The organism is Nannocystis exedens (genome assembly GCF_002343915.1).
Classification (GTDB): Bacteria; Myxococcota_A; Polyangia; order Nannocystales; family Nannocystaceae; genus Nannocystis; species Nannocystis exedens.
The window spans coordinates 1,771,628-1,792,243 of the sequence record NZ_NETK01000001.1; the positions used below are offsets into that span (position 1 = coordinate 1,771,628).

18 protein-coding genes are annotated in these 20,616 nt (G+C 74.1%); 8 read left to right on the forward strand and 10 right to left on the reverse strand.

The annotated features are described in order from the left end of the window. The first annotated feature begins 16 nt into the window (after positions 1–16). Entirely contained in the window at positions 17–1,111 is a 1,095-nt protein-coding gene (locus NAEX_RS06965) for a methanobactin export MATE transporter MbnM (protein WP_096326734.1), read from the forward strand. A gap of 118 nt (positions 1,112–1,229) precedes the next feature. Here NAEX_RS06965 and NAEX_RS06970 read toward each other — a convergent pair whose 3' ends face one another. From NAEX_RS06970 to NAEX_RS47415, 5 genes are all read right to left on the reverse strand, one after another. Beyond that, positions 1,230–1,748 carry a hypothetical protein gene (locus tag NAEX_RS06970; protein ID WP_096326735.1) on the reverse strand — a complete coding sequence of 173 codons (519 nt, stop codon included), beginning with the start codon at positions 1,746–1,748 and terminating at the stop codon, positions 1,230–1,232. A 77-nt stretch (positions 1,749–1,825) separates the two neighbouring features. Then, on the reverse strand, positions 1,826–2,002 hold the full coding sequence (locus NAEX_RS49770) for a hypothetical protein (RefSeq protein WP_170135520.1): 177 nt from the start codon (positions 2,000–2,002) through the stop codon (positions 1,826–1,828). Between the two features lie 89 nt (positions 2,003–2,091). Further along, entirely contained in the window at positions 2,092–2,529 is a 438-nt protein-coding gene (locus NAEX_RS06975) for a hypothetical protein (RefSeq protein WP_096326736.1), read from the reverse strand. Between the two features lie 245 nt (positions 2,530–2,774). Then, positions 2,775–3,749 carry an NADPH:quinone oxidoreductase family protein gene (locus NAEX_RS06980; protein WP_096326737.1) on the reverse strand — a complete coding sequence of 325 codons (975 nt, stop codon included), beginning with the start codon at positions 3,747–3,749 and terminating at the stop codon, positions 2,775–2,777. 690 nt (positions 3,750–4,439) lie between these two features. Further along, positions 4,440–4,739, reverse strand: coding sequence for a hypothetical protein (locus NAEX_RS47415; RefSeq protein ID WP_143140834.1), 300 nt, complete (start codon positions 4,737–4,739; stop codon positions 4,440–4,442). On the opposite strand from NAEX_RS47415, the gene NAEX_RS06985 reads away from it, so the two are divergent. Continuing rightward, positions 4,717–5,502 carry an alpha/beta hydrolase gene (locus NAEX_RS06985; protein ID WP_096326738.1) on the forward strand — a complete coding sequence of 262 codons (786 nt, stop codon included), beginning with the start codon at positions 4,717–4,719 and terminating at the stop codon, positions 5,500–5,502. The two genes, NAEX_RS47415 and NAEX_RS06985, sit on opposite strands and share 23 nt — an antisense overlap. Before the next feature lie 178 nt (positions 5,503–5,680). Here NAEX_RS06985 and NAEX_RS49775 read toward each other — a convergent pair whose 3' ends face one another. Continuing rightward, entirely contained in the window at positions 5,681–6,472 is a 792-nt protein-coding gene (locus NAEX_RS49775) for a class I SAM-dependent methyltransferase (RefSeq protein ID WP_096326739.1), read from the reverse strand. 142 nt (positions 6,473–6,614) lie between these two features. Next, complete coding sequence (locus NAEX_RS06995; protein WP_170135521.1) at positions 6,615–7,658, reverse strand: AraC family transcriptional regulator; 1,044 nt, start codon at positions 7,656–7,658, stop codon at positions 6,615–6,617. Between the two features lie 243 nt (positions 7,659–7,901). On the opposite strand from NAEX_RS06995, the gene NAEX_RS07000 reads away from it, so the two are divergent. After that, positions 7,902–8,147, forward strand: coding sequence for a hypothetical protein (locus tag NAEX_RS07000; RefSeq protein WP_096326741.1), 246 nt, complete (start codon positions 7,902–7,904; stop codon positions 8,145–8,147). A 37-nt stretch (positions 8,148–8,184) separates the two neighbouring features. Further along, a complete protein-coding gene (locus tag NAEX_RS07005) occupies positions 8,185–8,760 on the forward strand; it encodes an antibiotic biosynthesis monooxygenase family protein (protein ID WP_096326742.1) in 576 nt (191 codons plus the stop codon). A 247-nt stretch (positions 8,761–9,007) separates the two neighbouring features. On the opposite strand, the gene NAEX_RS07010 is transcribed toward NAEX_RS07005, so the two are convergent. After that, positions 9,008–10,957: a serine/threonine-protein kinase gene (locus tag NAEX_RS07010; protein WP_170135522.1), complete on the reverse strand. Its 1,950-nt coding sequence runs from the start codon at positions 10,955–10,957 to the stop codon at positions 9,008–9,010. A gap of 313 nt (positions 10,958–11,270) precedes the next feature. After that, complete coding sequence (locus NAEX_RS07015; protein WP_096326744.1) at positions 11,271–13,121, reverse strand: serine/threonine-protein kinase; 1,851 nt, start codon at positions 13,119–13,121, stop codon at positions 11,271–11,273. 778 nt (positions 13,122–13,899) lie between these two features. On the opposite strand from NAEX_RS07015, the gene NAEX_RS07020 reads away from it, so the two are divergent. The 4 genes from NAEX_RS07020 to NAEX_RS07035 all read left to right on the forward strand — a co-directional run bounded on the left by NAEX_RS07020 (position 13,900) and on the right by NAEX_RS07035 (position 19,532). Then, the gene (locus NAEX_RS07020; protein ID WP_100793173.1) at positions 13,900–15,690 is read left to right on the forward strand and encodes a formylglycine-generating enzyme family protein; all 1,791 of its coding nucleotides are present in this window, start codon (positions 13,900–13,902) and stop codon (positions 15,688–15,690) included. 145 nt (positions 15,691–15,835) lie between these two features. Further along, positions 15,836–16,813 (forward strand): archaemetzincin, encoded by a 978-nt coding sequence (locus NAEX_RS07025; protein ID WP_096326746.1) that lies wholly within the window; start codon positions 15,836–15,838, stop codon positions 16,811–16,813. Positions 16,814–17,258: 445 nt separating this feature from the next. Next, positions 17,259–18,611, forward strand: coding sequence for a DNRLRE domain-containing protein (locus NAEX_RS07030; protein ID WP_143140832.1), 1,353 nt, complete (start codon positions 17,259–17,261; stop codon positions 18,609–18,611). A 189-nt stretch (positions 18,612–18,800) separates the two neighbouring features. After that, a complete protein-coding gene (locus NAEX_RS07035) occupies positions 18,801–19,532 on the forward strand; it encodes an alpha/beta hydrolase (RefSeq protein WP_096333540.1) in 732 nt (243 codons plus the stop codon). Between the two features lie 136 nt (positions 19,533–19,668). Here NAEX_RS07035 and NAEX_RS07040 read toward each other — a convergent pair whose 3' ends face one another. Further along, entirely contained in the window at positions 19,669–20,460 is a 792-nt protein-coding gene (locus NAEX_RS07040) for an acyl-CoA thioesterase (protein ID WP_170135523.1), read from the reverse strand. Positions 20,461–20,616: the final 156 nt, after the last annotated feature.

Here is a 20,616-nt window from a genome sequence, read left to right on the forward strand (position 1 = left end):
CGCTGTCTGTTTCGCCATGCTCCTCGGGGCATGTCCGGAAGACCAGCCTCCGGCCGAGGCGCCGTGGGAGTGGCGGCTGCCGCCGGGCTTCCCCGAGCCGTTCGTGCCCGAGGACCACCCGATGACCGCCGCCAAGGTCGAGCTCGGCCGGCACATCTTCTACGACGAGCGGCTGTCGTACAACGAGACCATGGCGTGCGCCACCTGCCACGAGCAGGCGCGGGCCTTCACCGACGGCAAGGCCACCCCGATCGGCTCGACCGGCCACGTCCTCCCGCGCAACGGCATGAGCCTGACCAACGTCGCCTTCCAGTCGGTCTACACCTGGGCCAACCCCAAGCTGTCGACCCTCGAGGAGCAGGCGCTGGTGCCGATGTTCGCCGACTTCCCGCTCGAGCTCGGCGTCCAGCAGGACACCGACGCGATCCTCCGCCGCTTCGCCGACGACCCCGAATATCAAGAGCTGTTCGCCGCCGCCTACCCCGACGACGACGACCCGTTCACCGTCGAGCGCATCGTCCAGGCGCTGGCCTCGTTCCAGCGCACGCTGATCTCCGGCGACAGCGCCTACGACCGCTTCATCTACGGCGGCGACACCACGGCGATGTCGGAGTCGGCCCAGCGCGGCATGGCCCTGTTCTTCTCCGAGACCGGCGAATGCTATCACTGCCACGCCGGCGCCAACTTCTCGACCTCGTTCCGCAGCGCCGGCACCGAGCCCGGCCCGCCCGACTTCCAGAACAACGGCCTGTACAACCTCGACGAGAGCGGCGCCTATCCCCCCGGCAACGGCGGCCTCTACGAGTTCACCGGCGACCCGCGCGACCAGGGCAAGTTCCGCGTGCCGACCCTGCGCAACGTCGCGGTCACCGCGCCGTACATGCACGACGGCAGCATCGCCACCCTCGCCGAGGTCATCGACCACTACGCCGCCGGCGGCCGCCTCATCAGCGAGGGCCCGCTCGCCGGCGACGGCCGCCAGAACCCCAACAAGAGCCCGCTCGTGCGCCAGGTCGAGCTGTCGCCGCAAGACCGCGCCGACCTGGTCGCCTTCCTCGAGAGCCTCACCGACGAGACGTTCTTGACCGACCCCAGGTTCGGCCCGCCGTGACGCGGCTGCGTCCCGAGTGATTCGCGCAGGGACCCTCCCTGCGTAAACCCCCATCGGCCCGAGCCCCGGGCGACGCGCCCCTCGGCCTCGAGCGCTTCGCATCGCCGCCGCTTCGCGCCTAGGGCTTCGAGTCGTCGCAGCAGATCTCGGTGACTTCACACGCGCATGCGCAGCCGAGCGAGCCGGTGGGATCGCCGGTGGTGGTGCTGTCGGGCACGACGTCAGCGGTCGTGCCCCCGGTCGTCTCGACGCCGGTAGTCTGCTCCTCGCCGGCGTAGTTCTCGCAGAGCCACTCCGCCCATTCGACCGCGCCGTCCTCCCGCTTGTCGCAGGCCTCGTTGAACGGGACCCACGGCCCCGACACGGTGGTGCATCGACAGGTCCACTGGTGAGCCGCGGCGGGCCCGTCGCATTCGCCCCCGACCGTGGTGTCGTGGGTCGTCGAGCTGTCGGGCCCGGTGGTGACGGGGCCCGTCGCGGTGGCGCCACTCGTGTCGGTGGTCGTGCTCGCGGGTGGCTCGTCGCCCGAGGTCGCCCTCGTCGCGTCGGAATCGCTGCCTCCGCTGTCCTGCTCGGGCAGTTTGGGACCGCAGTGGACGAGGAGCAGGAGGGCTGCGAAAAGACCGAACGCGCGCATGCGGAGCCTAACTGCAAGCCGAGCGCCATGGCCCGCCCGGGGCAGAGACCGCCACGATCGCCGGTGGCCTCGAAAGCTCACGACATTTGCGGCGCGTCGCGCGACGGGTACACGCCCTCGACGGCGATGAGGTCGCGGAGCCCCTCGGCCAGCGCAGCGTTGACGTGTCCGCCGGCCATGTCCGAATACGAGTACTCCGCCATCTCGAACCGGTCGGGGCGGATACCATGGGCCACGGTACCGTCGAGGATCATGATCGATCTGCCGCCGCGGGACCGGCGAGCGGATCCTTCGCCGGTCGCGCGAGCAGCCGCGAGCGCGTCGCTCGCTCGAGGTCCGCGCCTCACAGCGGGGCGATCGTCATGCCGAAGGGCGGCAGATCGGGCAACGGGCCCGAGTCGCACAGGATGCCGGTGCAGGCCCACTCGTCGAGGTAGCATCCGTTGGCGTCGCAGCCTTTCCAGTGGTGCTGGGTGCATCGGAAGCCCGCGAGCGGGCTGCAGGTCCAGCCGCTGCAAGTGCTGTCGGGGCAGCCTGCGAGCGCGTGCGGGTCGTCCCCGATCAGGGCGGCGAGGTCGAGCTCGGCCTCGGCGTACAGCCACCCGGACACCTCGCGGAAGCTGATGGTCATCGCGCCGTCGAACCCCAGCACGGGCAGATCGCTCGCGCTCGGGAGCTCGAGGATCTCGAGCTCCACCGTCTCCGTCGCGTCGTTGAACGAGTACTCGACCAGCGCGTTGCCCTCGCGGACCTGGCCGTTCCAGATCGTCGCCGAGGCCACGGCGGGGAGAAGCAGGGTCGATGCCACCGCCGCGCCGGCGAGCAGCCGAGCGGGCGGACCATCACGAATGAATGTGCGGAACATGACGATCCGCGAGAGCAAGCGCCGTGCCGACGCCGGACGCGCCGCAATCGTCGGCCCGATCACGACTCGAGAACACGACGCACCGCTCCCCCGACCATGACCCCATGGGGTCAACGGCGCTGGCCCTGGGGCTGGCGCTCGTGTTCGCTGCGAGGCCGGCGCTACGGCACCAGCACGAGCTTGCCGAGCACCTCGCGCCGCTCCATCCGCGCCAGCGCCTCGCCGGCGCGGGCGAACGGCAGCGACGCGTCGACGTGCGGGCGGAGCTGGCCGGCGGCCACCGCCGCGAAGATCCGCTCCGCGTTGACGCGATTTTTCGCCGGCTCGCGGGCCGCGAACGAGCCCCAGAACACGCCGACGATCTGGCAGCCCTTGAGCAGCACGAGGTTGAGCGGGATCTTGGGGATCTCGCCGGCCGCGAAGCCGACCACCAGGTAGCGTCCTTGCCAGGCGATCGCGCGCAGGGCCGGGTCGGCGAACGGGCCGCCGACGGCGTCGTAGATCACGTCGACGCCCTGGCCCCCCGTCCATTGCTTGCTGCGCTCCTTGAGGTCTTCGCGGGTGTAGTCGATGCCCTCGTCGGCCCCGCGCTCGCGGCAGAAGGTCAGCTTCTCCGCCGTCGACGCCGCCGCGATCACCCGCGCCCCGAGCAGCTTGCCGATCTCGACCGCCGCGATGCCGACCCCGCCGGCCGCGCCGAGCACCATCAGCGTCTCGCCGGCCTTCAGGTCGGCGCGGTCGACCAGCGCGTGCCAGCTCGTCCCGTAGGTCAGCAGCGTCGCCGCGGCCGCCTCGAAGCCGACCCCCGCGGGCACCCTCACCACCGCCGCCGCGGGCACCACGATCTGCTCGGCGAACGCCCCGTGGACCAGGGTGGTCGCCACCCGGTCGCCGACCACGACCGTCGTCACGCCGTCGCCGACCGCCTTCACCACGCCCGCCGCCTCGCCGCCCGGCACGAACGGCGGCGCCGGCTTGAACTGGTACTTGCCGTACGAGAGCAGCACGTCGGGGAAGTTGACCCCCGCGGCGCGGACCTCGATCAACACCTCGCCCGGGCCCGGCGCCGGGTCCGGCACCTCATCGACGCAGAGACCCGAGGGCCCGACGAGCTCGTGAACACGGACGGCGCGCATCGCCCGGCACTCTAGCAAGCGCCCTACCACCCGTCGAGCGACCGCCCGTCGCCCCGGCGCTCATCGCTCAGCTCGCCCGCAGCGGCGAGCGGCCATATGTCCGAGAGGACAGGCCCCCGCCGCCGCCCGACCGCATCTGGAGACCTGTCTCGAAGAACAGCCCCGCCCTCGGCGCATCCGGAGGCCACGCGCGGGCGAATCCCGCAGGACAGACGGCTCACCGCGGACGCATCCGGAGGCGCCGGACATGTCCAGAAAGACAGGCGCCGCGCGAGGCTCCTTCCAGCGGACATGCGAGCTCGCCGCGATCGCATTCGCCACCGCCACGCGGAACATGCCCGGAAAGACAGGGCCGCTCCGAAGCGGCGCGCGAAGATCCGTCGAGAGGACACGCGGGCTCGCCGCGACGGCATCCGGAGCCGTCACGCGGGACATGTTCAAAAGGACATCATCGGGCCGCCCGAGACGTCACGCGGAGATGGCTCGAGCGGACCTGTGGCCTCGCCGCGACTGCATCCGGAGCGGTCGCGCGGAACATGTCCAGAAGGACATGAGAGCCCCTTCTCGGACGCGGGCCCCGCGCGGAGCGGGGCTGGCTGCTGGTCGCGCTTGACAGCGGGACGGCGGCGCGGTTCAAATCTCGCATCGCTCGGCGCATTCCGACCGTGTCCCCGATGGGGCCGGACAACCTCATGACGTGACCGCCGCCTCGCGGGCCCGGCCGGACGCGACGTCGACGTCGACGTCGCGCGCGGCTGTCGTGCCCGCGCCAGCAGAGCGCCGTCGCGTGGCCCCGACCGCGGTCGGACCCGCCGCGCGTGATGGTCGGTGCCCCCTGCGCGCGGCAGAGGTCTGTCCGCGGCGGTCCGCGCCGACGTGTCCGTCGATCGTCGCGCCGGGCGATTCGGCGATCGCGGCGATTCGTACGAACGACCACTTTTTCCAGAAGAATTCACAGAGGAGAGTCATGACCATCGATTTCACCAGCAAGGGGCTCGTGTACGGCTCGGACGAGGCGGAGCGCGTCACCGTCGAGCGCGAGCACGCTTTCATCGGCGAAGGGGGCGGGCCGCTCCCGTTCGAGCTGTATCGGCCGCCGGGGGCCGGGGGCCCGCGGCCGGCCGTCGTGTTCGTGTCCGGCTACCCCGACCCCGGCCTCGTGGCGATGCTCGGAAAGCCGCTCAAGGACTGGGCCTCCTACCAACAGTGGGCGCGGCTCGTCGCGGCGTCGGGGCTCGTCGGCGTGACGTACGCCAACCGCGAGCCGGGCGACGTCGTCGAGCTCGTGCGCCGCCTGCGGGCCGACGCCGCAGCGCTGGGCATCGACCCCGAGCGGATCGGCGTGTGGGCGTGCTCCGGGAACGTCCCGACCGCGCTCGGGCTGGTCGCGCGCGAGCAGGTCCGCGCGGCCGCGCTGCTCTACGGGTTCATGCTCGACGTCGACGGCACGACCGAGGTCGCCGACGCGGCGCAACAGTTCCACTTCGCGCCGCCGGCGGTCACGCTCGCCGAGCTCCCGCGCGACACGCCGCTGCTCGTCGTCCGGGCGGGCCGCGACGCGACGCCCGGGCTCGACGCGAGCCTGCAGCGGTTCCTCGCGGCCGCGCAGGCCCGCGGTCTGCCGATCACGCGGATCGATCATCCCGAGGCGCCGCACGCGTTCGACGTCGTCGACGACTCGCCGACGTCGCGGCGGGTGATCGCGGACGTCCTCGCGTTCCTGCGCGACACGCTGAACGCGGGCGTCACCTAGCGGACGCGACCCGGGCGGCGGCGGGGGTTCGAGCCCGATCGTCTGCCGCCGCCCGGGCGATGGACAGGCGCTCGTCGATGCCGCGCCCTCGCGGCAGGAACGACCTGGCCGAAGGGTCAGCAGCCCTGAACGCCTCGGCGGCCGACGGCGCCGCCCGCGGTACCGCCGTGAAAGCGTCCTACGGCCGCGGGCGGCCCCGGCGAGCCTGGTCGCCGCGCGTGCCGACCACCGCGACGACGCGGCACCGGCTCTCGTGCTCGTCGTGCGCGAGGCACGTCAAGAAGTCCGTCACGAACGCGGCATGGTCGTCCCCGAGGAACCCCGCGAGGCGCGGCATCCGGGCGAAGCGAGCCTCCCACGCGGCGAGCACGTCCGGCTTCGCCGCGCCGCGGAACGAGAGCTCGTCGTCGTCGAGCACGCGCGCCGCCGTGGCGAAGCCGAGCGCGCGCAGGGCCGGTTCGAGGCGGGCACCCGCGCGGAACTCGTACAGGTTCGCCCGACGCGCGTCCTCGTAGAACGCTGCGAGCGCCTCCTGCCATCGAGGTGCGAGGGGCTCGTGCCCGAACATGTCGTCGATCTCGACGAGGCACGCGAACGCCTCGTCGCGGAGACCCCGGGTCCAGCGCACCAGCGCCTCGTCGAGCCCAGGGAAGTACGCGGCCACGAACGTACACCAGAGGCCGTCGAAGGCGTCGGGGGTCGGCTCGAACGCGGCGAGGTCCGCGAGCTCGAACGCGCAGCCCTCGGCGGCGTCGGCGCGCGCTTCGGCGATCAGCCGAGGGTCACGGTCGACGCCGGTGACGCGCGCGCCGTGCTCGGCGAGGACGCGCGCGAGGTCGCCTGGACCGCAACCCAGGTCGAGCACGCGGCGGCCCGCGAGCGGGGGACACATCGCGAGCACCTCGGCCCACCGGCGGAACGCGCGTTGGGCCCGGTACTGGCCTGCGAGAGGCGTGCGGGGGTTCATCATCAGCGAAAGCTCTTTCCGTTCTAGCACACGCGCCGCACCGTCTCGGCATCGCGCCACCGAGCTCGCCGCGCGGCCGCGGGCGTCGAGCTGCGCCGCGAGGCGTCATCACGTCTCCGACCGCGGGACATCGACCGCCCGGAGCTCAACGCGGACGGGCGCGCCAGGCCTGCGGGCTGTGGCCGGTCCACCGCTTGAAGGCGCGGTGGAACGCGCTCGGCTCGGAGAAGCCGAGCAGGTACGCGACCTCGGCGATGGAGATCCGCGGGTTCTCGAGGTAGCCGCGGGCGAGCTCGCAACGCAGCTCGGCGAGCTGCTGCTGAAAACTGGTGTTCTCGGCCTGGAGGCGGCGGTTGAGCGTCCGCGGGCTGACTGCGAGACGTCTGGCGACGTGCTCGAGCGTCGGCGAGCCGCCGCGGAGCTCCTCGCTGAGGACCTGACGCAGCTGCGCGGTCAGCCGCGGCGCCGGCGGCATGCGGGCCAGCACGTCGGCGGCGGCGCGCTCGAGCACCGGGCGCAGGAGGGCGTCGGCGCGCGGCTGACGGAGGTCGAGCGCGGCGCGCGAGAAGTGGACGACGGTCGCGTCGGCGTCGAAGCGCAGCGGGCACTGGAACACGCGCGCGTACTCGTCGCGGTGGCCGGGCGCGGCGTACTTGAAGTCGATCGCCTCCGGTGACCACGTCGCCTCGGTCAACCTGCGGAAGCGGGCGATCGTGCAGCCGAGCGTGAACTCGGTCGTGTACGGCTGCACCCCGGCGAAGGTCGGCGGCAGGTCGAGGGACAGCCGGCCGCCGGAAGCGTCTGCCTCGAAAGCCAGGTTGAAGTCGGGGCGGATGATGCGAAAGTAGCGGGCGAGCGCGGCGAGCCCCTCGCCGAGGGACGGGGCCTGGGCGACGACGTAGTCGACCACGTCGAACGTGCCCCACGGGATGATCTCGGCGGCGTGCAGCGCGAGCGCGGGGTCGCGGCTGCGCACCAGCGCCTCGCGCCACAGGGCGTTGCGCTGCGCCGGCGCGAGCGCGAGGTCGGCGTCCTCGGCGGCCGCGCGATCGAGGCCGACGGCGGCGAGCAGCGCATCGACGTCGACGCCGGCACGGGCCGCCCCGACCAGCGGCGCGCTGACGGCGACGTTGACCGGGATGTCGCGCGACGACACCGCAGGAACGCCGACCTTGGCGAGAAATGCCACGTCTTTGACGCGAGCGGTCATCGCGGCAGCGCGGAGACCCGATTAGCGTAACAGCATGTTCGGAGCGCAGAAAGCCCTCGTACGTCCGCGTCGGCGAGCTCCCGTGTACGCGCTGGCGGTCGCGGCCGTGCTCGCCACCGGCTGCGCCGACGTCGACGCCGCCCCCGGCGGCACCGACCTCGACGCCGCCCCCGGGCCGCCCCGGTCGCCCCCGCGCCCGCGTCGAACCCGCTCGCCGGGTCGATGCGCACCGACCCCGTCCCGCTGTCGGGCGTCGTCGAGGAGCGCCTCGCCGCCGGCTCGTACGTCTACCTCGCGCTGCGCGGTGACGACGGCGCGCTGCGCTGGGTCGTCCTGATGGGCGCCGCGCCGGCGATCGGTGCGTCGGCCCGGGTCGTCGGCGTGGGTCGACGCGAGAACTTCCGCTCGCCCCGGCTCGGCCGGGAATTCGCCGAACTGCACTTCGCGGTCGCCCCGGCCGCGCCCTGAATCGTGCCTCCCTCAACCCGCATCAAAGAGCATTGCCATGATTCGAACCCATGACAGATCCACCTGGCTGCTGGCCCTGGCCGTGGCCCTCGCCGGCTGCGCCGACCCGGGCGAAGACGCCGACACCGGCGGCACCGCGAGCTCGACCGGCGAGCCCGACTCGACCGGCGCGCCGGCCTGCGTCGAAGACGACCTCGCGCCGGATCCGTTCGCCGGCCCCGGCTGGGACGGCGAGCTGGGCGCGCTCAAGGAGCCGCTCCAGGACGAGTACGTCGCCAGCACGACGGCGCTCGTGCTGCGACCCGCGAAGGAGCAGGAGTTCTTCGCGACCGCGAAGGCGATGTTCCCCGTGCTCGAGGCCAACCCCGGGCTGATCGGCTACGCGCTGGCACAGTCGAAGAAGTGCGGCACCGTGCGCACGCTCGCGGTGTGGCGCGACGAGGCCGCGATGATGCAGTTCGTGGTGTCCGACGAGCACGTCGCCGGCATCCTCAAGGTCAACGACTACAGCACGGCCGGCGTGGTGACCTCGTGGAAGCTCCCTCGCGCGGAGCTGCCGGTCACGTGGGAGGTGGCGATCGCCCGGGCGACCGCGGCGGCCCAGTCGTACTGACGTGCCGGCGTCCCGTTCGTGTCGGTCACCCCACGGGGTCGCCGCCGAGACGACCTCGACGCCTGCAATCGTCATAGAAAGGAAGAGACATGTTCACCACGACATGTCCCTTCATACACGCGCGCCTCGAGCTCGCGCAGCGCTCGGGCCCGGCGGCGCTCGTGGCTCGCGCGGCCCCCTCGCTCCCGCCCCGAGCTCGCGCCGCGCTCGGGCCGCCAGCGCTCGGCGACGCGCCCCTCGAGCGGCCTCACCCCGCCGCGAGCTCGTGCAGCGCCTGGGCCACGCGGCGCTCGTGCTCGGCGGCGTCGTCGCGCACCTCGAGGCCGAGCTCGACCGCGCGGCGCAGCAGGTGCTCCGCCTCGAGCAGGCGGTGGAACGTCTGCGCGCGCTCGTCCTCGAGCGCGCGCAGGCGGTCGAGCCCGAGCAGCAGCTCCTCGCGGCGCTCGGGCGGCTCGCGGCGGGCCTCGCTGCCGGCCAGCGCGCGGACCAGCGCGCCCTCGTCGAGCTTGGCCAGGTCGGCGTCGATGCCGCGCAGGCGCTCGACCTGCCGCGCGATCAGCTCGACCAGCGGCGTCAGCGAGCCGGCGATCATGTCGAGCTCGGCGCGCGCCCCCGGGGCCGCGGCGCGGTGGTCGACGAGCCGCTGGACCGCCAGCGCGAGCTCGCCGACGATCTCGCGCACCTCGGCCGGCGTCTCGGGCGTCAGCAGCCCGGCCAGGCGGGCCACCAGCGGGTCGGAGGCCGGCAGCGCCGCCGGGGCCGCGCGCAGGCGCAGGAGCGTCGGGCGCTGCTTCTTCTGCGCCGCCGAGGCGGCGAGGAACACGATCAGCGCGATCACCAGCCCCAGCGAGCCGAACACGATCGGCACGAACGCCGGCGCCCCGAGGGCCAGGGTCAGCGCCACGATCGCGCCGGTGATCCCGCCGGTCCAGCCGAACGTGCGCGCGGCCAGGCGTCGGGTCGCGCGCGGCGAGCGGTCGACCACCGCGACCTGCAGCTTGGCCGCGGCCAGGCGCGCGCGCAGGCGCTCGGCTGTCTCGTGGGACAGGTCCGTGAACAGCCGCAGCGGCAGCGCGTGGCGCCGCTCGAGCTCGGCCTTCGAGTACATGCGGGCGTCGCCGATCACGAGGTTGAGCGCCGGCACCTCGCCCTCGGCCAGGGTTTGCAGCTCGCCGGCCAGGCTGGCGAAGAACGCGGCGTCCTCCTTGGCCGCGCGCAGGTCGACCGAGCAGGTGCCCGCGGGCGTGTGCTCGAACTGCACGCCGACCCGGCCGCAGGCGAGGCACAGCCGCTGGCCGAGGCGCAGGCGCGCGCCGCAGTGCTGGCAGATCGTGCGCGCCGCGCTGGCCCCGGCCGGGCCGTCGCCGGCCAGCGCGGCCGCCAGCTCGCGCGCCGAGGCCGGGCGCGCACCTGGCTCGAGGGACAGGCAGCGCATCACCAGGGCGTCGAGCTCGGGCGGCACCTCCGCCCGCAGCGCGCGCGGCGGCGCCGGCGAGGCCTCGCCGAGGAACGCCGGCCCCTCGCCGCGCGGCAGGAGCCCGGTGAGCCCGCGGTAGACGATCACGCCGACGGCGTAGAGGTCGGCCCGCGGGTCGAGGGCGGTCCGCGCGAGCTGCTCCGGCGCCGCGTAGGGCGAGCCCTCGAGCAGCAGGCTCGAGGCGGTGCGCGTCGACAGGATGTCGACCCGCGCCAGCCCGACGTCGGTCAGCCACAGCCCGTCGTCGCCGCGCACGCAGAGGCGCGGGTGGAGGTCGCGGATCACCACCCCGCGCGCGTGCAACCCCGCCAGCAGCTCGCACAGCGCGATCGCCAGCTCGACCACCTCGTCGACCGGCGCCGGCGCCCGCCGCCGCAGCCACTCCTCGAGCGCCTCCCCGCGCGGGTCGAGCCGCAGCCGCCACGGCGGCGGCGCCCCCGGGGCTTTCGGATCGTCCGGACCGGCCGCCAGCACCGGCGCCACTCCCGGCGCGTCGAGCTCGCGCAAACGGGCCACGTCGCGCACGTAGCGGCGCCGCATCGCCGGCTCGCGCGCCAGCTCCGGCGCCAGCCAGGCCAGCACCGCGTCGCGCCCGTCGCCGAGCCGGACGCGCGCCCGCAGCTCCGAGCCGACCCGCTCGGCCGCGCCGACGACCTCGGCCCCCAGCCCCGCCGGCAGCGCCGGCATCCCGGGCGCGTTCATGCCTGCCCCTTTCGCCATGCCCTGAAGGACATGCTTCCATCGACATGCTTTAGGCGACATGCTCGCAAGGACATGCCCGAGAGCGCAGACTCCATGCCCGCGCCCCCCCGCGACCGCCCGACGCTCCGCGCCTTTTCACGGCCCTCCTGCGACCGCGCGGCGCTCTTCGCCCCCGCGACGCTCTTCGCCCGTCCACCGCGCCCCTGCGCCCCCGCGACGCTCCTCGCCCGTACACCGCGCCCCGGCGCGCGCGCGACGGTCCCGGGCGGTCTCTGCCCGAGCCATGCACGAAGAGACATGTCCCTTCGCTCATGCCCTTGAAGCCATGCCCTCACGCCCCTCGCCCCCCGCGCTGGACCTCTTCGAGCGCCTCGACGCGGGCGCGCAGGTCGGCCAGCGCCTCGCCGTCGCCCGCCGCGCCGCCGGCCCGCGCGCGCGCCACGCGGGCGGCCAGGCCGTCGAGCGCGGCGGTCAGCGACAGGAGGCGCGCGGCCCAGGTGTCGCGCTCGTGGAGCGTCGCGCGCACGGCCTCGTCGCCGCCCTGGATCCCGCGGGCCGCGAGCTCGCGGTCGAGGGCGTCGAGGCGGGCCGCCGCGGCCGTCGCGGCCGTGACCGCCTGCGCCAGCTCCTCGACGGGGGCCTCCGGGTCGCCGGTAGCCGGCCCGAGCGCGGGCGCCAGCGCCAGCGCCCGCCCGACCACCGCGCGCAGGCTGTGGCGGTGGCGCGCCTCGTCGATGGTCGGCCCGACCCGCTCGACCTCGGTCAGCGCGCGCTGCAGCGGCGGCGGCAGGGCGGCCGGGCGCTCGCCGCGGCCGGTCACCTGGCGCAGCGACGACCACGTCGCGCCCACCGTCACCCCGACCAGCAACAGCGGCGCGAGCAAGAAGATCGCCTTGCTGCTCATCACCCCGACCGACGACGCCACCGCGACCGCGAGGCTGCGACCGACCAGCGCGCGCGCCTTCTTGCGCATCGCCGGCGACTTCAGCGGCCCGCCGCGGACCACCTCGATCTCGACCCCGATCTGCCGCAGCGCCTCGCCCACGGCCCGCGCCGTCGCCTCCGACACCCGGCGCAGCAGCGTGAACGGGACCCGCGGGATCCGCTTGTCGAGCAGCCCCGGGGTGACCTGAAGGCCAGGATTGCCGGCCACCCACCGCCGCAGCGCCTCACGCAGGGCCACGTCGAGCTGGTCGCCCGGCTCGCCCGGCCCCGCCACCAGCACCGTGAACGGCCCCGACTCGGCCCGCGCCGCCCGCAGCCCGCAGTGCAGGCACACCGCCAGCGCCGCCGGCCGCGGCTGCCCGCAGCCGGCGCACGGCGGATCGCCGCTGCCCCGCTCGCCCGTGAACACCGCCAGCGCCGAGGTGCTCCCGGCCGCCAGCTGATCGAGCAGCGCCGCCACCTGCGCGGCCGCCTGCGGCCGGTCACCGGGCGCCTTGGCCAGCAGGCTCTGCACCAGCGCGCGCAGCGGCGGCGAGAAGCTGTCCGGAAGGACAGGTACCGGCGCACGCCGGTGGGCCTCGATCACCCCGAACGCGGTCGCGCCGGCGAACGGCGGCCGGCCGGTGGCCATCTCGTAGAGGATGCAGCCGAGCGCGTAGAGGTCGCTGCGGACGTCGACCGCGAGCGGGTCGAGGCACTCGGGCGCCATGTAGTCGGGCGTGCCGAGCACGGTGAGCGCGCTGCGATCGACCCCGGCCAGCGAGGTGCCGCGGGCCATGCCGAAGTCGCCGATCTTCGGCGTGTGCCCGCCGGCGACCAGGATGTTGGCGGGCTTGAGGTCGCGGTGGACCACCCCGGCCGCGTGCGCGCGCGCCAGCCCGCGGGCGATCCCCGCCGCGAGCGCGGCCAGTCGCGCCTCGCCGAGCGGCGCCTCGCGAGCGAGCAGCTCGGCCAGCGTCGGCCCCTCGACCAGCTCGAGCAGCAGCACCCGCTCGCCGTCGATCTCGACCACGCCGAACACCTCGACGATGTGCGCGTCGCGGACCCCCCGCAGCAGCTCGGCCTCCTGGGCGAAGCGCGACTGCGCCGCCGCGTCCTGCCGGTGCGAGGCGTGCAGGATCTTGCCGGCGAACTGGCGCCCGTCGCTCGCGTGGACGCGCATCACCGTGGCCACCGCGCCGCTCCCGAGCGCGTCGCCGAGGCGTAGATCGGCGGGGTTCGGGGGCGCGGCCTGCATGCGAGCGGACGCACTCTAGCATGAGGGCCCGCCCGCCTGCCACGCCCGCACGAGCGCCGGCGCGGCGAGCAGACGCAGCAGCGACCGTGGAGGTCCCGGCGATCTCCCGGCCGCGCCGCGGCCTCGATCGCCGTCCCGGCCCCCGCTCCTGTCCTTCAGGACATCTCGCTGCGGATCGCCCGCGCGTCCGCGCTCGCGCGCGCTCGATCGACCTGTCCATCCGGACATGCGCGACGAGACGGGCAGCGGCCTGCGCCCCGCCCTTCACCGACGCGAGGCGGCGCTCCTCGCCCAGCCCGCCCGCAACGGCGCGACCGGCTCGAGACGCGCCTCGACGACGCCGCCGAGCGCAACCTCGGGGCAGCCGCCGACGCCGGCTGCGTCCCGCTCGTCGCCCGACGATCGGGAGCCGACTCCCGTCCCCGCGCCATGCCACGAGCGCGCGACCTGCCTCGCGCGGCAGGCAGCGACGGCCTCGTCGCGCGCAGCCCTGCGTGGCTCGACCACCCGCGCGCTCCTCCTGGCCCGGCAGAGGTCGTCGGCCCCCACGCCCTGCCAAGGCCTCCGCCGGCCAGCGCCAGGTCCGATCGGCAAGATGGCGGCGACCGTCGCTCGTCGCCATGATACCTCGCATGCTCGCGAGCGCCACGACGGTGTCCCTGGCAACGGACGGCTGCAGCGCCGCGAGGCCGGCGGACCGCGAGCGCTCATGGACATGTCCTTCGGACCCTATCGTCGTAGGTCGCCCGCGCCCGCCACGAAGCCGAGGAGCCGCGCGGTGAGGGCGGGCCTCGCCGGCCTGGGCGCCGCCGCGGCCCTGCTCGCGTGCGGGCCGGAGCTGCCGCGGAGCGTGCGGCCGGTCGGGCACGGCGGGGCGGAGGCGTGGCCCGACGTGGCGGCGCCGATGCCGGCGCGCCACGACGGGCGGGGCGACGCCGCGGTGATCGTCAGCGTCGAGGATTACGCGCACCTGCCCGATCGACCAGGCGCGCACGCGGTCGCCGGGGCCTGGTACCGCTACCTGCACGAGGTCCGCGGCCTGCCGCACCGGCGGATCCGCTGGGTGCGCGACCCCGGCGGTCCCGGGGCCGTCGGCGCCGCGCTGGCGAAGATGCACTGGCGAGTCCGGCGCGACGCGACCCTCTGGTTGATCTTCATCGGCCACGCGGGCACGCCGGAGGGAGGGTCGCCGATCCTGCTCGGCCCCTCGGCCGGCGCGAGCGACTGGCGCGGCGGGATCTCCGTCGAGCAGGTGCTGCGATTCGCCGGCCACGGGATGCACCGCGAGCTCGTCGCCGTGCTCGACGGCTGCCTGCCCCGAGGGACAGCTCACCGCGGGCGCTCGGGCCTGGCCGCGCCCGGGCTGCCGGCGCCGCCGGCCTTCGTGCCGCCGCGGCCCATGACCGTCTCCGAGGCGACCGCCGCCCTCATGGCGCTGGTGGAAAAGACGCTGATGCGCGTGATGGTGGACAACGCCCAGCGCGGCCGCGAGCCGAGCGACACCGTCGTGTTCACGCCCGGCGTCGGCGCGCACTGCCGCGAGCGCCTGCCGGGGACCGACACGCCGGCGTTATCCTATCTGCTGCTCGGGGCGCTGCGCGGGTGGGCCGACGCGAACCGCGACGCCATGGTCGGCGCGGCCGAGGCGCTGCGGCACACCGACCTGCTCCTTCGGGCAGGTGCGCACGGCGACCCCGACCCGCCGCGGCCGCAGGCGCGAGGGACGGACCTGACTCTGGCGCGCGAGGTGAGCGAGCGCGGGCCGGCTTTGGCCGGGGTGCAGCCGCCGGGCTCGCAGGTCGACGAGGCGACGCTGCGGGCCGAGGCCGGCGGCGAGTTCATCGACGAGCGGATGAAGAAGGTCGACCGCGGGCGCTTCACGATGGGCTGTGTCAGCCGCCGCGACCCGGCCTGCGAGGCCGACGAGCGGCCGGCGCAGGCCATCTTCCTCGACAGCTTCATGATCGACCGCTACGAGGTGACCTGGAAGGACTACTCGGCCTGCGTCGCCGGCGGCGGGTGCTCGAAGATCGCCACGTCGCGCTGCGAGGTGTGGACCGGCGAGGCCTTCGTCCGCGGGGCCGCGCTCGCCCCGGCGTTCCTCGGCGAGGACCACCCCGTCGTGTGCGCGACCTGGCAGCAGGCCGTCGATTATTGCGCGTGGATGGGCAAGCGCCTGCCGACCGAAGCCGAGTGGGAGAGGGCGGCCCGCGGCCCCGACGCGCGCTCGCAGTACCCGTGGGGCGACGACCCACCCACGTGCGCGCAGGCCCACACCCACGAGTGCGGGACGACGACGGCGCCGGTCGGACAACACCCCGCCGGCGTCAGCCCCGAGGGCATCCACGACCTCGCCGGCAACGCCTCGGAGTGGGTCGCCGACTGGTACGACAAATATGCCTATCGCCGGGGCTCCCGTCGCAACCCGACCGGGCCGCCGCGCGGCGCGGTCAGGGTCGTGCGCGGCGGCAGCTATTACGACGGGCCGGGCTACCTGCGCGCCTCGTACCGCTACGGGCTGTCCCCGCAGTGGGGCTACGGCACGGTCGGGTTCCGCTGCGCGCGGTGACGACATTGTCCGAATGACGGGGTGCCCCAATAACATGTCTCATGAAACAGGTTCATCCCGCGCGCGTCCCGGCGCGCGTCCGCCCCGCCCGCGTTCCATCGCTTTGATGGAACACCCCCGCCGGCCTCGCGCGTAGCAGCCCGGCATGCCCGTCCCGCGTCGCTCGCTCCTGCGGGCCCTGCTCGCCGCGCCCGTCGCCATCGCGCCCTCGCTCGCGCAGGCCCGCAAGTTCAGCCCGCCCGACGGCGCCGCCCGGCTGCGGGCCCTCGGCGCCCTGGACCCGCTCCCGCCCGACCTTCAGGCCGCGTTCACGCCCGGCGACGACGACCGGCCGATCCCGCGGCCGGGACCGCAGGACTGGCTGGCCCAGCACCGCGAACCCGGCCAGACCTTCGCCCAGTTCGTCGGCCAGCGCCACCATCGGCCGACCGAGACCCGCCGCAAGCTCAGCATGTTGCCCATCGGCGCGCTCGAAGGCGGCGAGTGGCCGGCGCTGTCCGTCGTCGCCGACTTCGCCGCGCGGTACTTCCAATTGCCGGTCGAGCGCCTGGCGCCCACCAGCATGGCCGCGCTCAAGGCTCGCAGGCGCGACCGCGGCGGCTATGATCAATACCATACCGGCACGATCCTCGCCGGCATGAAGCGGCGCGTGCCCGCCGACGCCCACGCCCTGATCGCCGTCACCACCGCCGACCTCTACCCCGACTCCGGGTGGAACTTCGTGTTCGGCTACGCCAGCTTCGACGAGCGCGTCGGCGTCTACAGCTTCGCCCGCTTCGACCCGGCCTTCTACGGCGAGGCGCGCGGTCCGGGGGCGCGCGCGAAGATCCTCCGCCGCGGGCTCGGGCTGCTCGTCCACGAGGTCGGGCACATGTTCGGCCTTTACCACTGCGTGCATTTTCACTGCATCATGAACGGCTGCAACCACCTCGACGAGAGCGACCGCGCCCCGCTCCACCTCTGCCCGGTGTGCCGGCGCAAGCTGCAATACGCGATCGCCTTCGACCCCGCCGTCCGCGAGCGCGAGCTGGCCGAGTTCTTCCGCGCTCACGCCATGGTCGACGACGCCGCCCGCAGCGAGCGCCTCCTGGCCGCGATCGCCGCCGCCGCGCCCGCGCCGTGATCCCGCGCGAGGCTGACCCGAGGACCCGGCGATCGCCACCGCGCGCTGCCACCATTCCTGTCCCTCGGAACATACGCATCGTACTGCCCGAGGTCCGCAGACGCCAACATCACCGCCGGCCGACCCCGCTTCGGACTCGCAGCATTCTCGGGACCGACGCGGCGGGTCGACAATCGCCCGTCGATTGTGACGCGCGTCGCAGGGTCGGAGGAGATGCGCACGCGCAGCCCCTGGGTCCCCGCGATCGCCGTTCTGCCGCCTTTGCCGCCCGAGGAACGGCGATGCGGCCCGGCGCGGCCCGGCGCCGCGGCGTCCAGGAGCAATGATTCCGCGACCCGCGACCCGAGCGCCGCTCGCGAACCGACGGCCTTCGTGCTTGACCCGATGAATCGTTGCGTCAGGCTCCGGTGAGCCAGCACTTATTCCTGCTGGCAGGAGTAGCACGATGTCACGCAAATCGTTCGTATCGCTATTGTCCACGCTCGCGGTCTTCGCCCCCCTCGCCTGTGACGGGCTCGACCCCGCCGACGGCGTCTCCGAGGAGGCCGCCGACGTGCTGGCCGACGCCGAGGGGAGCGATGAATTCGACCCTGCCGATCACGCGCTCACCGACCTCGAGGCCGACGACCCCGCGGTCGAGGGTCCGCCCCCGTTCCCGCAGGCGCTGCTCGTGTCGCCGACGGCCGCGTGGACCTACCTCGTACAGCCGAGCGAGGGCTCGGGGGACGAATGCCGGGTGCCGGCCGGCGGTACCGCCTGGCGGACCTCGACCGGCTTCGACGACAGCGTGGCCGCCGGCTGGGCCTCGGGCTTCGCCGAGCTCGGCTACGGCGACGGCGACGAGCGCACGGTCATTCCGTTCGGCGACGACGAGGACGACAAGTGCATCACCCAGTACTTCCGCCACGAGTTCACGGTCCAAAATCCTTCCCTCTACAGCACGCTCGTCGTCCGCCTGCTCCGCGACGACGGCGCGGTCGTCTATATCAACGGCACCCAGGTCGTGCGCAGCAACATGCCGGCGACCTTCGGCCCGACGACCGTCGCCTCGACCACGGTCGACGGCAGCGACGAGGACCGCTTCTTCGTGTTCTCGGGCATCGGCAACCTCCTCGTCGCCGGCACCAACCTGATCGCCGTCGAGGTCCACCAGCGCTCCGACTCCAACCCCGACGTCTCGTTCGCGCTCGAGCTCGACGCCAACCTCGCCCCGCCTGCCATGGGCGTCACGCGCAACACCGTCAGCTTCGCCTCGATCGAGACGACCCTCGAGGAGGCGAACCGCAACACCAACTTCGGCAACAGCGCGGAGTGTCGCATGGACGGCGCCTCCGGCGAAAACAACAGCACCACGCTCGAGCAGGTGTGTCTGGCGCGCTGGGACGTCGCCGGCATCCCCGCCGGCGCGACGATCCGCGCCGCCCACCTCGACACCAACGTCACCAACACCACGCCCGAGCGCTACGGCCTGCACGTCCTGGAGACCGACTGGACCGAGCTCGGCGCGACCTGGGAGGACCGCAACGGCGCCGTCGCGGGCGACTGGGCGACCCCGGGCGGGGTGGTCGGCGGCGAGTTCGGCATCAACGACTTCGCCGACGAGCCGCTGACCGTGGTCAACGCCCTGTCGACCGGCGAGCGGATCATCACCCTCCCGCCCAGCCTCGTCGCGGGCTGGCGCGCCGCCCCGGCGACCAACTTCGGCCTCGCCTTCCTCAACTTCATCGCCGAAAACGGCCTCGACTTCTCGACCGCGGGCGCGGGGATCGAGCTGGTCGTCACCTACGACGCGCCGTGACCGCGGCCGCGGGCCTCGAGGATGCTCCTTCAGGCATGTCTTTGAAGGCATGCCCGAAGGGCCAGGCGATCGACCACGAGCCTTCGCGGTCGAGAGTGTAGCGCGCGCGTCAAGGGCCCGCGGCCCGCGTCGGCGAAGTCACGTCCGGGCCCACGCGACGTGCCGGGCTGCTATCCTCCGCGCGCCAGCGTGCACGACCGCATCCACATCTTCGGGGTGTTCCAGATCCCCTGGCTCAAGGGGGCCCGGCCCGTCCGCGTGTACGTCCCGCCGGACACCGGCGCGCCGCCGCCGGTGCTCTACATGTTCGACGGCCAGAACATTTTTGAGGACGAGCCCTCGCACAGCGGCGGCTGGTATCTTCACCACGCCGCGCGCGACCTGTGCGCGCGCGGCGGGACGGCGCCGTTGATCGTCGGCATCGACCACGGCGGGATCCACCGCATGCGCGAGCTGTCGCCGTTCCGGATGCGCCAGCGCGGCCAGGCGCCGCACCTGGTGCGCTGGATCGTCGACGAGCTGCAGCCGCAGATCCGCCGCGCCTTCGACGTGCGCCACGACCTCGCCGGCACGGCCGTCGGCGGCTCCTCGCTGGGCGGCCTGGCCGCGCTGTACGCCCACTGGCACCGCCCCGACGTGTTCGGCGCGGCGCTGTGCATGTCGCCGTCGTTCTGGGTCGCGCGCGAGAAGATGCTGAAGTTCGTGTCCGAGCGGAAAAACCCGCCGGTGTCGCGCCTCTACCTCGACGCCGGCGGCAACGAGCCGCGCGTCCGCCCGTCCACGGAGCGCATGGTCAAGCTGCTGCGCGGCCGCGGCTACGGCCCCGACAAGCTGCGCTGGGTGTTCGACCCCGGCGCCGTGCACCACGAGAGCGCCTGGCGCCGCCGCGCCCCGGGCGCGCTCGAGTTCCTGTTCGCCTGAGCCGCGTCGGAAGAACCAGCCTGGAGGGGCATGCTCGATCGCGCATGTACGAGGAGTCATGTCTCAAGGAGCATGCCTGCCAGGGCATGCTCCTTGGAGCATGCCCGTCGCGCGGGCTCGCCCCGGCTCACCCGCCTCAGCGGATCACCGCGAACGTCTGCTGGTTGAGCGCCAGCAGCTCCCCCGCGGGGGACCAGAGCTCGCGGAACTCGACCGAATACCCCGAGCGCATCGCCACCGCGCGGGCGCGGTGGTACACCGGCTGCTCCGGGTCGAGCTGCGACACGTCGGCCAGCGGCTGGAACGTGTACGTCAGCGTCGCCGTCGGCCGCGGCGTGGTCAGGCGCGAGAACGCGGCCGGCCACCAGCCGTCGCACAGCATCGCCAGGTAGGCCGCGTCGCGCACCGTGGGCGGCCGCTTGAAGCGGAACCAGCCCTCGGCCCGCGCCTCGTCGCCGCCGGTGAACAGCGGCGCGTGGACCGGGCGGAACTCGCAGTGCCGGGCGAACACCGGCGCCTCGTCCGGCGTGCCGAGCGGCAGCCCGGTCGGCGGCACGAACTCCGGCGGGCGCAGCTCGGTCCACTGCAGGCTCGCGTCGCGGGTGCGCGCGTGCACGGCGACCGCGTGGGCCTGGACCTCGCCGGCCTGGACCAGGCGGACCGCCAGGGTCGTCACCCCGGTGCCGGTGCGCAGGGCGTCGACGAAGATGTCCGCCGGGCCAGGTTGCGTCGGCCCGCACAGCTCGGCGCTGAGCGACCGCAGCGGCCGCGTCGGGTCGGCCGCCACCGCCGCCGCCGCGCGGACGAGCAGGCCGATGACGAGCCCGCCGAACGCCCCGCGGCCCTGCTGCCAGCCGTCGGGCACCTCGGCGCGCAGCTGGCCGGTGCCCGTGGGGGTGAGCGCGAGGAGGGCGTCGAGGTCGGACATCGCCGCGACCTTAGCAAATGCCGCCCGCCTCGCCCGCTGCCCGCTCGTGAGTCGCCGCGTCGGGGCCCGCCCGTCGCGCACCGGCGCGCCGCGTAAAGCACATGGCGCGAGGGTCAGGTCCTTTCGGACCTGTCCCACGCGCCATGCCCTATCCGA

What these genes read in the sequence shown, in the direction of transcription:
- NAEX_RS06965 (WP_096326734.1), top strand. Translation starts at nt 17, where the DNA reads ATGCTCCTCGGGGCATGTCCGGAAGACCAGCCTCCGGCCGAGGCGCCG.
- NAEX_RS49770 (WP_170135520.1), bottom strand. Translation starts at nt 2,002, where the DNA reads ATGATCCTCGACGGTACCGTGGCCCATGGTATCCGCCCCGACCGGTTC.
- NAEX_RS07005 (WP_096326742.1), top strand. Translation starts at nt 8,185, where the DNA reads ATGATTCGAACCCATGACAGATCCACCTGGCTGCTGGCCCTGGCCGTG.
- NAEX_RS07040 (WP_170135523.1), bottom strand. Translation starts at nt 20,460, where the DNA reads ATGTCCGACCTCGACGCCCTCCTCGCGCTCACCCCCACGGGCACCGGC.
- NAEX_RS07000 (WP_096326741.1), top strand. Translation starts at nt 7,902, where the DNA reads ATGCGCACCGACCCCGTCCCGCTGTCGGGCGTCGTCGAGGAGCGCCTC.
- NAEX_RS07025 (WP_096326746.1), top strand. Translation starts at nt 15,836, where the DNA reads ATGCCCGTCCCGCGTCGCTCGCTCCTGCGGGCCCTGCTCGCCGCGCCC.
- NAEX_RS06970 (WP_096326735.1), bottom strand. Translation starts at nt 1,748, where the DNA reads ATGCGCGCGTTCGGTCTTTTCGCAGCCCTCCTGCTCCTCGTCCACTGC.
- NAEX_RS07010 (WP_170135522.1), bottom strand. Translation starts at nt 10,957, where the DNA reads ATGGCGAAAGGGGCAGGCATGAACGCGCCCGGGATGCCGGCGCTGCCG.
- NAEX_RS49775 (WP_096326739.1), bottom strand. Translation starts at nt 6,472, where the DNA reads ATGATGAACCCCCGCACGCCTCTCGCAGGCCAGTACCGGGCCCAACGC.
- NAEX_RS07030 (WP_143140832.1), top strand. Translation starts at nt 17,259, where the DNA reads ATGTCACGCAAATCGTTCGTATCGCTATTGTCCACGCTCGCGGTCTTC.
- NAEX_RS06985 (WP_096326738.1), top strand. Translation starts at nt 4,717, where the DNA reads ATGACCATCGATTTCACCAGCAAGGGGCTCGTGTACGGCTCGGACGAG.
- NAEX_RS07015 (WP_096326744.1), bottom strand. Translation starts at nt 13,121, where the DNA reads ATGCAGGCCGCGCCCCCGAACCCCGCCGATCTACGCCTCGGCGACGCG.
- NAEX_RS06980 (WP_096326737.1), bottom strand. Translation starts at nt 3,749, where the DNA reads ATGCGCGCCGTCCGTGTTCACGAGCTCGTCGGGCCCTCGGGTCTCTGC.